The organism is Ignavibacteriales bacterium (assembly GCA_015709675.1).
GTDB lineage: Bacteria > Bacteroidota > Ignavibacteria > Ignavibacteriales > Ignavibacteriaceae > H2-BAC3.
This window is the reverse complement of sequence record CP054182.1, coordinates 3964367-3979755: the sequence shown is the minus strand read 5'-3', so window position 1 is coordinate 3979755 and position 15389 is coordinate 3964367. Positions and strand designations below refer to the sequence as shown.

Below are 15389 nucleotides of genomic sequence, written 5' to 3'. Positions count from 1 at the left end.
AGCAGCCCCGGCTCGCCGGGGTGAACCTGTTTTCTTCAGTGAACCGGATAACGGAATAATGACCCGGATAAAAACGAATGCTATTATCCTAACCACTAATCACTAATTACTAATTGCTAATTAATGATTACTGATTACTAACCCTCCTCCATTTTGCACCGTCAAAAAATATCACAGGCATGGTGCTGTATATGCCTCTCAGCAGTATGGAAATTTCAATATATCCACGCTCACCCGGATGACGGACTGCACTGAGATAGTTTACCCGGCCGCCGGCGCTGTCGGCAGGATTATGGGTGAAGTAAGAAGCAGCATCGGTATACCGCAGCCGCAGTGTGTTACCGCTCCTGATTGCTTCAATAACAGACTGCTGCTTATTATATATTCCGGTGAGATCAGCGGTATTCGCTGAAACGGGAAGTATGGTGAAGGGATATCTTTTGAATTTCCCTGCCGCATAATAGCCGTACAGATAAGGATACATCCATGTATCAGGTGGTGTAACCAGCAGATACTCCTCCGGTTTCCCGCTGCTCAGATCCGCGAGTTCCTGGTTCATTTGCTGCAATACTTCCTTCCGCTCCCGGAATCCTTCAGCAGCTTTTGCCGAATACTGAACAGAAGATACGATGGCAAAGATATACAGGAGCAGTACTGCGGCTTTTCCTTTACGGTAAAAAGAAACCAGTAGTATGCCCGCGATACCCGCCCAGAAGACCTGAATCATATTGACCCTGTCTCCTCCGGGAGCCATCATTCTCGGAAAGAAGATAAGTGTAAAAACAGCAAGCCAGAAAATAATTTTTCCTGCCCTGAGGCGTTTCAGGTATATATACCACACTGCCGCGGCTGTTACCGGGACTGCCGCAAGTACAGCATAAAGCTTGTTCATCAGAAAATAGCCGTAAAGCCGGCTGCCCGCCTCTGGATTAAGGACATAGAGCATTGTGCCGGCCACCGCGAATGGCTTTTTCCATAAGTCAATGGAATCAAGTATGCCCGCATACTGTGAAGATGCATGAAGCCAGATGCTTGCCGCGCTTATCAGAATTCCGGCGGCCGTAAGAATATATACCGTGCTCTTTTGTGATTCCCTGCTGTCCCCCGGGGTATAAACGGATAAAAAAAGCGCTGCCAGAAAGGGGAGATGAAGGCCCGTCTGTTTCATGGAGACCGAAATAACATACAGAAGCAGACAGAGCAGGAGATAGATCGGTTTCCCTTTCTGCATCATGAGCAGAAGAGAATATATGCTTCCCGCGTAAAAGAGCGTCATCAGCAGTTCATTGCCGTTTGAGATCCAGAAAACGGAGTAGAGGGTATCCGGATGAAAAGTGATAAACAGTAGCCCTGCGAACAGTATCATCCCGGACGGAACGAATCCGTACAATTTGCCGGCGAGAATAATAATCCGGTAACTGAAGAAAAGAAGAAGTAATACCGAAAAGAGAAGAAACATCTTCGTGAATAACGGATCAGCCGAAACGCTGTGAAGCAGGGAAAGAAAAAGAACAAAACCGGGGCGCAGTCCAAGATAGAACGGGGTAGTCAGACCGGGGAAGCTGAGGGTACTCAGGCTTTCCTGAATATAAAAGAACACAAGAAAATCATCCGAATAATAACCCGGAGCATACCAGATGAATACACCGGCATACCCTGCCGCCAGGAGCATTGGAATCAGTAGTACAGAGTATTCTTTAAACCAGTATTTCACGTGAGCTCAAAAAGAAATTATTGATTTCGCAAAATGCCAAATTCCCATGTATCCTTAAACAGAACCCTCCCTCTTTAATTATCGGCCTGAGCAATTCATAATTCATACTTCAAAATTCATAATTCTTTAAGCCGGTCTTTCACGTGAGCTTATAAAGCAAATTATTGTTTCCGTAAAATGCCAAATTCCCATGTATCTTTAAACAGAACCCTCCTTCTTTAATTATCGGCCTGAGCAATTCATAATTCATACTTCAAAATTCATAATTCCTCTTTGTAAACCCCTCTTTTTGCCGTATTTTTGCAGTGCTTCCGTAGCTCAGTTGGTAGAGCAGTTGACTCTTAATCAATTGGTCAGGGGTTCGAGTCCCCTCGGGAGCACCACAAAAAACCCCGCGACTGAGGCGGGGTTTTACATTTTAAACCCTGATGAGGCGGTCAACTGCTCTCTCCGGATAGGGGAATCCGCAGAATAAATGCCGACCCCTTTCCAAAAGTGCTCTCCACCGTAATCGAACCCCCGTTTGCCTGGGCGAATTCATGGCAAAGAATCAGGCCCAGCCCGGAACTTGGCTCATTCTCCGTACCCGTAGTGGATACCTTTTCGCTGATCATAAAGAGGCGGGGGATATCCTCATCCGGAATTCCGGTTCCTTCATCCTTAACCACAAACTCAGCCATTTTTTCTTTTGCAGAACATGATACAGAAATCTTTCCGCCCCGGTAAGAAAATTTTATGGCATTGGAAAGCAGATTCCTCAGAATAGTGTTCAGCATCATGGAATCGGCAGAGACATAAAGTGATGCAGGCACATCCTGCAGCAGGGTAAGGTTTTTCAGATGGGCAGCGGTTGTTACCGAGTCCGCTGCATGGGATACACTTTCGGCAGCGCTTACTACCTCCGGTTTGCAGCGGATGCTTCCCCGATGAAAACTTGCCCACAAGAGAAGATTGTCAATCAGTCCTAACAGCTTTTTACCCGTTGTCCTCAGACCTGAAAGCCGCCGCCTGATCTCTTCAAACGCGAGTGATTCGGTTTCGTCATTGAGTATATCAAGAACCCCAAGAATCCCCTGAAACGGACTGCGGAGGTCATGCGCGATGATCGAAAAAAATTTATCCTTTTCGGCTATCAGCGTTTCAAGCTGGGAATTTTTTTCTATGATAAGATTCTTTGTTCGTATCCGCTCGGATATATCCGAAAAGATCATTGCAGTCTGCCCTGTCTGCGGAGAATATGCCTGTACATAATAATGTTTATCTGTGGGGGGATAATACACTTCCGTGCTCTGGGGAATTCCGGTTTGTGCTACGGTTGCGCACCAGTCAATAATACCTCTGTTATATGAAGGATCAATTTCAAGAATCGTTCTGCCGATAACATTTTCAGCGCTGTAGCCGGTCAGTTTTGCATTAGCGCTGTTTACTTCAAGAAATCTGAAATCAACGGCCGTGCCTTGTTCATCGTAAACAATTTCAACAAGGCTGAAACCTGAGTCCATATTTTGAAACAGGGATCTGAAGCGCTTTTCGCTTTCCGCAAGTGTCCTCTGAGTGCGAAGCTGCTCGGCAATATCCCGTCCTGCAGCAAAGACCGTCTCCAGTTTCTCCAGATAAAGCAGATGCCAGTGTAAATTGGCTAAAGTTCCGTCTTTTTTAATGTTCCGGGTCTGATAATTATATACTGCACCTGTCTGCTTAGCGCGTTCAAAAATCTGTATATTCTCTTCAGCATCTTCCGGCAGAAAGTATGCGGTAAAATGTTTATTGAGGAATTCCTCTTCTGTATATCCAAGTACATTGAGAACTGCGGGGTTTACCCGCCGTATGACTCCTTCAGGGGAGAGCGTTACAAGGAGGTCAGTAGCCACATCAAACAGCTGTTGGCTGAATTCCCTCTCATTTTCAAGCATTTTGCGCTTCGTAACATCACGAGCGGTGGCATAAACTTTGTCTGAAATCAGGTTTGCTTTCCATTCCATGTAACGGTAGTCCCCGGTAATGGTGCGGTAGCGGTTGGTAAAGCCTTCTTCCGACTTTGAGCCTAAAATCTCAAGGAATACTTCCGTTGTGGCTTTAATATCATCAGGATGGACAAAACTAAGGAAAGGTTTCCCCTCCATATCGTTTTGCTGATATCCGAGGGTTTTCTGCCACTGATTATTGACCCGGAGGATAATGCCTTTATTATCCGATATAAAGAAATGATCGAATGAATACTGAAAAAATAATTGATAATCACTATCAGCAAGTGATTCATTAGCGTACAAGGAAAGGGCTCCATAAAAAAGTGAATGTCTCACTGATCTTCCGGGGGGCCTCTGCAGAAACCTGAGTGACACTTCCGGACGGGCTGACAGTTTTTGAATCAGTGCAGGTCTAAAATATTAAAAAAAGCGATATTTGATACAATTTTACTGAACAAAAACATTTCTCCTGACCGGATCAATGCAGAATAGAAAAGATAAATAACAATTTTTTTTGAGCCCGGGAGTTCCCCTCCTTTTGCCCGAAAAACAACGCGTTCACCGTGAATTTCATTAAAAAAAATGATGAGATTTCTGCTCTATTTTGAGACAATTTACCATTATAAAACAGGCAATTTCAGATTTTATAAGGATTTGATGCAAAAAATCTGAAAAATCAGGTGATTTCTCTGGCATGAGATTTGTTTCTCCTGATAATAGTGTGTTGTAAAGCGGTTTGTCAGACCGTTTGCATTTTGTTTGGCTCTTTTACGTTAATCGTTTCCCGGAGTTTACTCCCTGGCTTGAGAACTGTCTCCGGGGAGGTGCCTCTCATCTTTATTAACGTAATTGAATTGCAGGATTGTTCTTACATATTTAACAGGTTTATTAATAATGCAGCTCGCGAGTTTTTTCTGGATTCTTTTAATCTCAACGGGGGTTTTTTTCCTCTTTTTTGTGGTAACTGTTGGTTACATGCTGAGGAAGGAAAAAAAACAAAATAAACGTGCAGCCGTTCAGAGCGGACTGCAAAAGGCTGCTGACCAGACGAGAACTAAGGAGTTTACAGTAACTTCAGAGCAGCCAGTTTACAATACCGGTTACGGGCAGGGTTATCTGACAGGCAGTACCCCTGCGTATGAAACAGGCAGCACTCCGGCGTATCACACAGGAAATTCTCCCGCGCACTACTCCGGAAGTTCCCCGGCTTATCAGACAGGTTACTCACAGGCGTATCAGACAGGAAATACTCCAGCTTATCATACCGGACAGACACCAACTTATCAGACAGGATACTCACAGGCATATCAGACTGGACAAACACCTGCTTATCAGACAGGAAATTCCTCAGGATATCAGACCGGCAGTTCTCAGGGTTACCGGACGGGAAGCTCAACCGGATATCCTGCCCGGAGCACACCGGCATACAATAATGGATATGTACCCTCAACACCTCAGGGGCCGGGTGTATCGTATGAAAACCAGCCGAGATTTGTCATTGTGAATAATGCTGCTGCCCCGGATATCCGTTTCCGGTGAAACTGTTTTTGTCAGACGGCCGCGGTAACCGTAAGAATGCCGCGGCTTTTTTATTTCTCCCGCCGGGGGAGGGTTCAGCTTCCTCTTTTTGTTGTAGAAATCGGGTTTTCTGGTTAGTTTTGCTGTTATGGTAAACATTCTCTTCGGTTAATATTCATGAATTCAGTTCGCTGCTCAGCCAGACATTTCCGTTATGGATTAATCATCATCCTTCTGTTCGTTTCCTTTCTGAACGGATGCGCCGGAGTCTTCAAGACCGAAGACACGAATAATCTGACAAAAGAAGAGCGGATTGACCGGGAAATCGCGCGTATGATTAACAGCGCCGACTATGAGTTTTATAATCTGAAGATGCTGCAGAATCCGGAGGAGTGGAAAGGAAAGCTTGTTGCCGTGAGCGGAACCATCAGCACCAATTCGATTTATGACCTGCAGGGGATGAACAAGACCGTGTTTTTTGTCTCCGGCACCAACAGCGGCTATATGACCCGCGTGCTGATTTTTGTTGACTCCCCCCTGCCGACCGAGGCGCACGTCTCCGAACAGAGGCAGATCATCTCCAACGGAAGCCAGATCCGGGTTTTCGGCACTCTGATTGATCTGAAAGAACTCACCTCTGAAGACGGAGTAGTCCGCAAATATCCGATGATCAGAACCTCACTCATTTACCTTGCCGATGACCGCCAGTTCACCAACATCCTCTGGCAGAGCAAAGCGCTTGGAGTAGTCTGGTGAGTAATGAGTAATGGGATTATCCAGAGTAGTGCAGGAAATCACTGCGAAGTCGGGATGAAATTTTTTTTAGAATTGTAATCCCACCAACACACCAAAATCACGAAGTGATGGCATTTTTATAGGAGGATTAGAAACCCACCCCGTGCTCATAAATCCCGAAGGGATGACATTTTTATAGGAGAATTAGAAACCCTCCCGGTGCTCATAAATCTCGAAAGGATGACATTTTTATAGAATCGGAATCGCACCCCCGCCCTAAAATCCCGAAGGGATAGCATTATATGTTGCCTTCATCCTCCACCCACTCAAATAAATACTTTTCATTAAACTCAACTTCAAACTTTCTCAAAAACTCAATATATTCCTCTCTGAATGATTTGCCTCTGTGCCGCTCTTCCTGATTTGCTATATAATTATATACATCGCTTATCTGGGAGTGTCCATAGGAAAAAACTCCGTACCCTTCCTGCCACGAAAACTTTCCCGGAAGAAATCCTTTTTCGTTGATGAATTTGGATGAATTATTTTTTATATCACGGACTAAATCCGCAACGCTCATCGATGGCCGAAGCCCCGCAAAAACATGGACATGATCCTTATATCCGTTAACGATGATGGATTTTTGGCCTTTCTCGGTGATGATGCCCGAAATATATTTAAAAACTTCTTCACGCCAGGGTTTGAGCAGAAGGTTTTGTCTTCCTTTTACGGCAAAGACATATTGTATGTATATTTGCGAATAGGTACCTGCCATGGCTGTTTCCTTTGATTTGTCTTCTATAATAATATCATCCCTTCGGGATTGGTTTTTGTTTTGCTGTTTGTTTCTATAATAATATCATCCCTTCGGGATTGGTTTTTGTTTTGCTGTTTGTTTCTATAATAATATCATCCCTTCGGGATTGGTTTTGTTTTGCTGTTTGTTTCTATAATAATATCATCCCTTCGGGATTGGTATTTGTTTTGTTGTTTGTTTGTATAACAATATCATCCCTTCGGGATTGGAATTTTACTAATTACTAACTCCTAATTACTAATTGTATATACTAATCACTTACCACTAATTCTCCTCATAAATTCCTGTATCTTGCTGTTCACTGCTTCAGGGTTTTCAAGAGGGGACATGTGTCCGGCTTCGGGGACTTCATAATATTCCCCCTGAGGGGCAAGGCGCGCCAGATCTTTCATGACCGAAGGCGGGGTCATGGCATCATACGCTCCGCAGATACAAAGCACCGGAAAGGTGAAGTTCTTTAACGCTTCTGTGGTATCGGTCCTTCCCATCATGGCAAGCAGCGCACCGATGACCCCTTCCGGTGGATTCTTCACCCACTGTGCGACATAACTGTCAAATTCGGCAAAATGATTCTCAAGGAATGAAGGGTAAAAAATGCCATGGACAAATTCCCTGATATAACCCTCTGCCCCCTCCTGTTGTATCCGCTTTATTGCCGCGGCCCGTTTCAGTTTTACTTCATCAGGGTCGGAGGATGATTTTGTATCGCACAGGATCAGGCCGGAAAAAACTTCCGGCGCCCGCTCTGCTATCCGGAGTGCAGCATATCCCCCCATGGAAAGCCCGCAAAGAACCGGCTTATGCAGGTCCAGGGTTTCAATGAGGAAGAGGATATCATCCGCGAACCCTTCCATGGTGTGAAGCCCGGTCGAGGGTACAGATTCTCCAAGACCGCGGAAATCGGGGGTAACACAGTAGTAATCCTGCTCAAATTCCTGAATCTGTTTATTCCACATGCTTTGGCTGAGGGGAAAACCGTGCAAAAACACCAGCGGCTGATGCTTCAGGTTTCCGTAAGTCCTCACTGAGAGACCTCTTATCATATTCATATTCTGCCTTTCATTTCTTACTTTTACCTTTGCAATTTAAGAAAAACTAAAGAGTGAAAATTTCCCGATGAATCTCATGAAAAGATTAACCCTGCTTTTGCCCCTTCTCCTGATCCTTGCCGGATGCGGTTCGGTTCCTGAATACACCCAAAAATTTGCCCTCTCAAATGCCAAGCCGCAGGCGGGGGAAAAAGTGACCGTCTATTTTCTCCCGGCTGCTGATGCCGGAGAAAATGAAGTTGTTCTGAAAGTGTATGAGTATAAATCAAACCTGACCGATACCAAGGATTATCCGATGGAGAAAAAAGGGAAAGGATATACTGCAACCTTTACCTTCTCTGAAGGAGTCCGCGGCGGTTTGCTCATTATTGACAACGGCGGTGAGACAGAAAACAATGACGGCTACGGCTGGTATCTGCAGGTGCACGGGGCGGACGGAAATCCGGTTCCGGGTTCTGACGCGGGAATGGCATATGCCATGGTGAACTGGGCTGAAGGCGTGCTGGATCTGAAGAAGGATTCTGAAAAAGCATATATACTGATGAAAAATGATCTGGAAAAGCATCCTGAACTGCAGCGTGAGTTTGCTCAGCCCTGGCTTAATCTGCTGAATGCCGTGAAAGGGAAAGATATCGAAGCGCATCTTTCATCAGTTGTATCACTGATCGAAGCAGCGGCTGATAAATCAGAGGATGACTATACGTTCCTGGTTTCTTACTATACAAACAGAAAGAATCCGGAAAAAGTAAACGAAATCAGGACTGCTTATAAGGAGAAATTTCCTGAAGCTGTTTATTTTCAGCGCGTGCAGTTTAATGAGTTCAACCGTGAAGGTGATATTACAAAAAAGCTTGAACTGGCGGACAAATTCCGCAAGGACTATCCCTCAAGTGAGTATCTTGATGACTTAAATGATATTCTGATTAACTGGTACCGCGACAACAAAAAATATGATGACGCACTCCGGTATATAGATATGCACAAAGAGAAAGTCCGCCCCTACCGCTACTTTATGCTTGCGCTCAGAATGTATGAGGAAGAATACGATGCTCAGACAGCACTGAAAGTGGCTGATATGGGTATCGCGAAAGCAAAGGCGGAATATGAGAATCCTGTTGATAAAAAGAGCGCGGCTGAAAGCGAAGCTGACTGGAAAGAAGGCCGGGGCTCTCTGATCGCGATGAATCTTTATGTGAAAGGCCTCTTGCTTGAACAGCTTGGTAAAAAGAGTGAAGCGCTTGCCGTAATGCAGGAAAATTATTCCTACGCAAAAGGAACGGATGACAAATATAACGCGCTTCATGCAAGGCTGCTTCTGGCAGAAGGAAAAACCGCGGAAGTGATAAAGCTCTGTGAAGACGCAGTACTGCGCGGGTACGATAATACACAGGTTGCTGAAACACTCCGCGAAGCGTATATAAAGAAAAACGGCAGCGAAAGCGGATTTGCCGAATATCTCTCTGCCCTTGAAAAACCGCAGCGCGATAAACTGATCAGCAAACTCGAAAAGGATCTGATGAATGAACCGGCTCCGCAGTTCACTCTGGTTGATCTGAGCGGGAAAGAAGTTTCGCTCAGCGACTATAAAGGAAAGACGGTAATTGTTGATTTCTGGGCTACCTGGTGCGGACCCTGTCTCCAGTCGTTCCCCGGTATGCAGAACGCCGTTGACAAATTCGCAAAGGATGAAAATGTGAAGTTCCTTTTTGTGAACGCGTGGGAACGGGTTGCTGATAAAAAAACCAACGCTGAAGACTTTATCGCTAAGAAGAAATATACGTTCCATGTGCTGATGGATTATGAAAACAAGGTAATCTCTGATTTCGGCGTGCAGGGAATTCCGACAAAGTTTATCGTGGATAAAAACGGAAATATCCGCTTTAAATCGGTTGGTTTCTCAGGCAACACCGATCACATGGTGAAGGAAATTGAAGCAATGGTCGCCATGGTGAAATAACAGCAATGGAACAGGCCGGACTTCACAGAGCTCTCTGGTGGGAGGAGCATAACTCCGGCAAACTCCTTTGCACCCTGTGCCCCCGCTACTGCACTATCGGCGAGGGGCAGCACGGCTTCTGTTATATACGGCAGAACCACAACAACATATTATATACATCGGGCTACGGCAGGCCGACAGGCTTTGCCGTGGATCCGGTGGAAAAGAAACCCCTCAGCCATTTTTTTCCTGGCACCAAAATTCTCAGTTTCGGCACTGCAGGATGCAATCTCGGATGCAAGTTCTGCCAGAACTGGTCTATCAGCAAGGCAAAGCTTGACGCGGAAGATGCACTCTATGTAACTCCCGGTCAGGTAATTGCTCTGGCGAAGAAATACCGAACTCCCTCCATTGCTTTTACCTATAACGATCCGGTTATTTTCGGAGAATATGTGATTGACATAGCGCAGCTTGCGCGTGCAGAGGGAATTCATCCGGTTATGGTTACCGCCGGATATATTGACAAAGCAGCGCGTAGGGAAGTCTTCCGTGATATATCAGCTGCCAATGTTGACCTGAAAGCCTTCAGCGAGCACTTTTACCATAAACTCACCTTTAGCCATCTTCAGGACATCCTCGATACCCTGGTCTGGCTCCGGCATGAAACGGATGTACATCTTGAAATTACCACACTGCTGATACCGGAGGAGAATGATTCTGATGATGAAATCAAAAAGATGTGCGGCTGGATCCTTGAACATCTGGGGGATGATGTGCCGCTCCATTTCACAGCGTTTCATCCTGATTACCGCATGATGGACAAAAAACCGACACCTCCTGCCACGGTAAAGAGAGCATATCATTTTGCGCGCTCAGCAGGGCTGAAATATGTATATACGGGTAATATTCACTGGGATGAAGGGCAGATAACCTGCTGCCCGGGCTGCGGCAAAGAGCTCATCAGGAGAAGCTGGCATGAAGTGCAGATGAATTTATTGAAAGATGGCGCCTGCCCCTCCTGCGGTACCCACATCGCCGGAAGATTTCAGTAACCCGCAGTTACTTTTTTTAATTCTCCATTCTCCCTTCTCAATTATCCATTATCCATTGTAAATTGTACATTGCTTTCTCCATTGTCCCAAGTGTCCCCATTGTCCCAGCAAAAAGGTAACTTGGGAACTAAAACCCCTCCCCCTTTTTTATATCTGTAGTTAATCAATTTTCAAGCACATGATTCAGTTAAAAAATATAGTAAAATCCTACCATGAGGCAGACACCCGCCACACGGTATTAAAAAACCTTGACCTGGAGATCTCTCAGGGGGAAATAATCGTCCTTCTTGGGAAAAGCGGTTCAGGCAAATCCACCCTGCTCAACCTGATCAGCGGCATTGACCTCCCCGACAGCGGCAGCATACGGCTCAGGGGACAGGAAATTACCGGGATGAGTGAGAAAGAACGCACCCTCTTCCGCAGAAAGCATATCGGTTTTGTCTTTCAGTTTTTTAACCTGATGCCCACACTCACGGTTGCTGAAAATCTGCAGCTGGGGCTTGAACTGAACGGGCTTCCGGTGAACGGAAAAATCAGCACTATCCTGGAACAGACCGGCCTGCTTCATAAAATGAACAGCTATCCCGACACTCTCTCGGGCGGGGAACAGCAGAGGATTGCTATTGCCCGTGCGCTTATTCACGAACCGGAGTATATTCTTGCCGATGAGCCGACCGGAAATCTTGATTATGAAACCAGCGGAAGAATTGTTGACCTGCTTGACCTGCTGGTAAGGCAGACAGGAAAAACCATGATAATGGCGACTCACAGTCCCGAGGTAATCGGGCTGGCTGACAGAGTGCTTACGGTAAAAGAAGGGAAGATTAATGAACTGGACAAGGAGAAGTTGATTGTCAAAGCTCCTTAACCGGACTTCGCTCCGCTGGCTGCTGAAACATCCCTGGCAGTTCTGGCTTTCGGTGGCGGGTATTGCGCTGGGTGTAGCGATCATTGTCGCCATTGATATTGCAAACGGCAGCGCTGAACGAGCATTCCGTCTTTCGATGAATACTGTTGCGGGAAAGGCAACACATCATATCATCAGTGCCTCAGGACAGATTCCTGACAGTATATACCGGAACATCCGCCTTACCCCCGGAACGGGAGACCTGGCCCCGGTGATTGAAGAATATGCTGTGCATGACGCTGAGGAGAAGCGGATTTACCAGCTTCTTGGCCTGGATATCTTTGCTGAAGCGCAGTTCCGTGATTACCTGAATTTTACCGACAGCTCTTTTACCGGAAATCTTGGCATCTTCCTGCTTGGCAGGAATACCATTCTTGTCAGCGGCAACAGTTCACTTGCCGGATTATATAAAAGCAGGGAGCCGGTCCGTTTTATCATCAATGGGAAGGAACATGAATTCACCGTTGCCGGTTTGATTGCCGCAAAAAAGGATGATACCTCGCTTGAAAATGTCATTATCATGGATATTGCTTCCGCCGCAGCAGTCACGGGGAGAAACGGATATATTGACTATGTCAATACCATTCTGCCGGATAAGGAATCAGAAAAGTATATAACATCACTCCTTCCGGAAGGATACTCCATTGAGCGCTCTTCCGCCCGGTCACGGACGGCTGAACAAATGCTTGAAGCATTTACCATCAATCTGACCGCACTAAGTCTCCTTGCGCTCATCGTTGGCATCTTTCTGATATATAACAGCATATCGTTTTCCGTAGTGCAGAGGAAACAGCAGACGGGAATCCTCCGCTGCATCGGGGTGACTTCACAGGAAATCTTCGGTCTGATTATTAAGGAGTCTCTGATTATCGGTGCGGCGGGAACCGTGATTGGACTCCTGCTTGGATATATCCTCTCAACCCGTCTGGTTGAACTGATCGCTCAGTCAATTAATGATCTTTATTTTGTGGTGACGGTAACGGAGATTCATACTGATCCGCTGCTGATTGCAAAAGGAGCCGCTGCGGGAATGATCGCAACACTTCTTTCGGCGCTGCATCCTGCATGGCGAGCATCGCGCATCCCTCCGGCACACTCCCTTATCCGCTCTTCGCAGGAAACAGGGGTTACCGGAAAACTGAAATTATTCACCCTTGCAGGAATTCTTCTTCTCGCGTCAGGGGTAATAATCCTGCTGCTGCCGGTGAATTTCATCTGGCTGAGTTATGCGGGTATTCTTCCCGTTATTCTGGGATTTGCGGCGCTTACCCCTCCGCTCATTGTATATACCCACCGCCTCGTCGCCCCGGTGATGAAGCGGCTCTTCGGGCTGACGGGGAGCATCGCCTCAGGGAGTATGGTGCGGAATATCAGCCGTACCTGGATTGCTATTGCCGCTCTTTCGGTTGCGGTATCGGCGAGCATCGGGGTAGGAACCATGGTCAGCAGTTTCAGGACAACGGTTACTGAATGGCTCTCAAGCCGCCTCCGTGCGGATTTATATATATCAGCCCCGTCATTGGTTTCCCGCAAAATTGACGGCACTCTTCCTGAGTCGCTTCCGGTGAAACTCAAGGATGCATCGTTTACCCGGGATATGAATTTCTTCAGGGAGATAACTATCCGCCAGGATGAAAAACAGTACCGGCTGCTGGGAGTTTCAATGGGGAAGGAAAGCTATACCGGTTACCGCTTTAAGGGGGGTGATCCTGAGGATATATGGGAGAAATTCCACAACGGAGAAATTCTCATAACAGAACCTTTCGCCTTCAGGCATGACCTTGAGGCAGGGGATGAGCTTATGCTGAAAACATCATCCGGAGAGAAAAACTTCAGGGTTGCGGGTATATACTATGATTATGCCTCGGATGAGGGGCTCATAAGTATGGATTACAATCACTTTAAGCGGCACTGGTCGGTTAACGGTATATCAGGAATTGCTCTTTTCCTGAACAATGGCGCTGATACTGATGAAACAGCATCATATATTAGAAACCTGAGCAGTGACGGACAGCAGTTTTTAATCAGGACAAATAAATTCCTGCGAGAGAGTTCCATAGAAATATTTGACCGGACGTTTCTGATCGCAAAAGCCCTGCAGCTTCTTGCAATCATTGTTGCCTTTGCCGGCATCCTGAGTTCGTTTATGTCCGTTCAGCTTGAACGGGGAAGGGAACTTGGCATCATGCGTGCAAACGGATTTCTCCCACGGCAGATTTTTGGCATTCTGACCATGCAGACTTCACTGATGGGGCTGATATCCGGACTGCTCGCCATTCCCCTCGGCACTATTCTCGCCTGGGTGCTGGTCTTTATTATCAACAAGCGCTCATTTGGCTGGACTATGCAGTTTACGCCGGTACCATCCATACTGCTGGAAGGGGTGGTGCTTGCTCTTCTTGCCGCACTGATTGCAGGTATATATCCCGGACTGAAAATGGCATCAGCCTCTCCCGCCGCCGCTTTGAGGAGTGAGTGATGAAACAAGTTCTCGTATTTACCATGCTGATGATTCTGGCAGCAGGCTGCGGTGATCAAGCTGATCAGCAGAAAAACGGATCTTCTCTTTCTCTCAGTTCACTCATGTCAGGTGAGGAAGATTCCCTCTATATGCGCGCGTTTCCCGGAGGTGAATTTACCTTCCCCGCTGACCATGGCCCGCATCCCGGATATAAAACCGAGTGGTGGTACTTTACCGGTAATCTTGTTTCTGATGAGGGGAGAGAGTTCGGTTATCAGTTTACCATCTTCAGGACTGCGGTGTCTCCTCATGTTACCCGGTCTGGAGGCTGGCTGACCAATAATATATACATGGGGCACTTTGCCCTGACGGATATATCCGGTGAAAAGTTTTATTACTTTGAACGCTTCAGCCGGGACGGAAACAATCTCGCCGGAGCGCAGGCATCCCCCTTGAAGGTATGGCTTGAAGACTGGAATATTGAGGAGCGGTCATATATACCCGCAATGAATTTCCCGCAGGTACAGCTTTCCGCTGCCGGCGGTGATGTTTCGATTAATTTGTCTCTTGATCCGGTAAAGCCCCTGGTTCTGCAGGGGGACCGTGGCTACAGCAGAAAAGGGGATGATCCCGGCAATGCATCCTTTTATTACTCCCTGCCCCGCCTCCGCTCGGAAGGCAAAATATATATCAGGGATGAATCGTTTACCGTAAAGGGGTCTTCCTGGCTTGACCGGGAGTGGAGTACCTCAGCGCTCAGCGAAGATCAGCAGGGGTGGGACTGGTTCTCCCTCCAGTTTGATGACGGTTCCGAAATGATGTATTACCAGCTACGTAAAAAAGACGGTACGGCAGACCGCTGGAGCAAGGGGCTGTTTATCTACCCGGACGGCACAACCCGGCTTCTGAAAAAGGAGGATGTAAATCTCACGGTAACTGAATTCTGGGAAAATGATGAGGGAGACCGTTACCCCTCCGGCTGGAAACTCGAAGTTCCCTCGGAAAAGCTTTCTCTTGAAATTGTACCTGCGGTCAAAGATCAGGAATTGAAAGTGACGGTCCGCTATTGGGAAGGAGCCGTCCGGATTACAGGAACCAAATCCGGCAAAGGCTACGCCGAACTGACGGGATACTCGAAATAATTGTGAATTGTGAATTCTGCATTAACGCCCAATGTCCATGGTGTCCCCATTGTCCCCAAAACTCTCCCGCAGATTTCCGCAGAAAAAAATC

11 protein-coding genes and 1 tRNA gene are annotated in these 15389 nt (G+C 46.7%); 8 read left to right on the top strand and 4 right to left on the bottom strand.

Going from position 1 to position 15389, the window contains the following annotated elements; translation table 11 throughout:
* Nucleotides 1-127 precede the first annotated feature (127 nt).
* Complete coding sequence (locus tag HRU80_15695) at nt 128-1672, bottom strand: hypothetical protein (protein ID QOJ30236.1); 1545 nt, start codon at nt 1670-1672, stop codon at nt 128-130.
* A 349-nt stretch (nt 1673-2021) separates the two neighbouring features.
* Between HRU80_15695 and HRU80_15690 the strand changes: the two genes are divergently transcribed.
* Nucleotides 2022-2097: transfer RNA gene (locus HRU80_15690), tRNA-Lys, on the top strand.
* A gap of 54 nt (nt 2098-2151) precedes the next feature.
* Here the strand turns inward: HRU80_15690 and HRU80_15685 are convergent.
* Nucleotides 2152-4017 carry a PAS domain S-box protein gene (locus HRU80_15685; GenBank protein ID QOJ30235.1) on the bottom strand — a complete coding sequence of 622 codons (1866 nt, stop codon included), beginning with the start codon at nt 4015-4017 and terminating at the stop codon, nt 2152-2154.
* A gap of 558 nt (nt 4018-4575) precedes the next feature.
* Here HRU80_15685 and HRU80_15680 point away from each other — a divergent pair.
* On the top strand, nt 4576-5220 hold the full coding sequence (locus HRU80_15680) for a hypothetical protein (protein ID QOJ30234.1): 645 nt from the start codon (nt 4576-4578) through the stop codon (nt 5218-5220).
* A 156-nt stretch (nt 5221-5376) separates the two neighbouring features.
* Complete coding sequence (locus HRU80_15675; GenBank protein QOJ30233.1) at nt 5377-5955, top strand: hypothetical protein; 579 nt, start codon at nt 5377-5379, stop codon at nt 5953-5955.
* A gap of 277 nt (nt 5956-6232) precedes the next feature.
* On the opposite strand, the gene tnpA is transcribed toward HRU80_15675, so the two are convergent.
* Nucleotides 6233-6709 (bottom strand): IS200/IS605 family transposase, encoded by a 477-nt coding sequence (gene tnpA / locus HRU80_15670; GenBank protein ID QOJ30232.1) that lies wholly within the window; start codon nt 6707-6709, stop codon nt 6233-6235.
* Between the two features lie 296 nt (nt 6710-7005).
* Nucleotides 7006-7800, bottom strand: a complete 795-nt coding sequence (locus tag HRU80_15665) for an alpha/beta fold hydrolase (protein ID QOJ30231.1) — start codon at nt 7798-7800, stop codon at nt 7006-7008.
* 76 nt (nt 7801-7876) lie between these two features.
* On the opposite strand from HRU80_15665, the gene HRU80_15660 reads away from it, so the two are divergent.
* From HRU80_15660 to HRU80_15640, 5 genes are all read left to right on the top strand, one after another.
* A complete protein-coding gene (locus HRU80_15660) occupies nt 7877-9757 on the top strand; it encodes a redoxin domain-containing protein (protein ID QOJ30230.1) in 1881 nt (626 codons plus the stop codon).
* A 5-nt stretch (nt 9758-9762) separates the two neighbouring features.
* Complete coding sequence (gene amrS / locus HRU80_15655) at nt 9763-10788, top strand: AmmeMemoRadiSam system radical SAM enzyme (GenBank protein QOJ30229.1); 1026 nt, start codon at nt 9763-9765, stop codon at nt 10786-10788.
* 178 nt (nt 10789-10966) lie between these two features.
* Nucleotides 10967-11656, top strand: a complete 690-nt coding sequence (locus HRU80_15650; GenBank protein QOJ30228.1) for an ABC transporter ATP-binding protein — start codon at nt 10967-10969, stop codon at nt 11654-11656.
* On the top strand, nt 11640-14174 hold the full coding sequence (locus HRU80_15645; protein ID QOJ30227.1) for an FtsX-like permease family protein: 2535 nt from the start codon (nt 11640-11642) through the stop codon (nt 14172-14174). Before HRU80_15650 ends, HRU80_15645 begins: the two co-directional genes overlap by 17 nt.
* Nucleotides 14174-15298: a carotenoid 1,2-hydratase gene (locus tag HRU80_15640; protein QOJ30226.1), complete on the top strand. Its 1125-nt coding sequence runs from the start codon at nt 14174-14176 to the stop codon at nt 15296-15298. Before HRU80_15645 ends, HRU80_15640 begins: the two co-directional genes overlap by 1 nt.
* The last annotated feature ends 91 nt before the right edge of the window (nt 15299-15389 follow it).

Excerpts from the sequence above, each read along its gene's own strand:
- HRU80_15695 (QOJ30236.1), bottom strand. The coding sequence starts at position 1,672 with ATGCTCCTGGCGGCAGGGTATGCCGGTGTATTCATCTGGTATGCTCCG.
- HRU80_15680 (QOJ30234.1), top strand. The coding sequence starts at position 4,576 with ATGCAGCTCGCGAGTTTTTTCTGGATTCTTTTAATCTCAACGGGGGTT.
- HRU80_15675 (QOJ30233.1), top strand. The coding sequence starts at position 5,377 with ATGAATTCAGTTCGCTGCTCAGCCAGACATTTCCGTTATGGATTAATC.
- tnpA (QOJ30232.1), bottom strand. The coding sequence starts at position 6,709 with ATGGCAGGTACCTATTCGCAAATATACATACAATATGTCTTTGCCGTA.
- HRU80_15665 (QOJ30231.1), bottom strand. The coding sequence starts at position 7,800 with ATGAATATGATAAGAGGTCTCTCAGTGAGGACTTACGGAAACCTGAAG.
- HRU80_15660 (QOJ30230.1), top strand. The coding sequence starts at position 7,877 with ATGAAAAGATTAACCCTGCTTTTGCCCCTTCTCCTGATCCTTGCCGGA.
- amrS (QOJ30229.1), top strand. The coding sequence starts at position 9,763 with ATGGAACAGGCCGGACTTCACAGAGCTCTCTGGTGGGAGGAGCATAAC.
- HRU80_15650 (QOJ30228.1), top strand. The coding sequence starts at position 10,967 with ATGATTCAGTTAAAAAATATAGTAAAATCCTACCATGAGGCAGACACC.
- HRU80_15640 (QOJ30226.1), top strand. The coding sequence starts at position 14,174 with ATGAAACAAGTTCTCGTATTTACCATGCTGATGATTCTGGCAGCAGGC.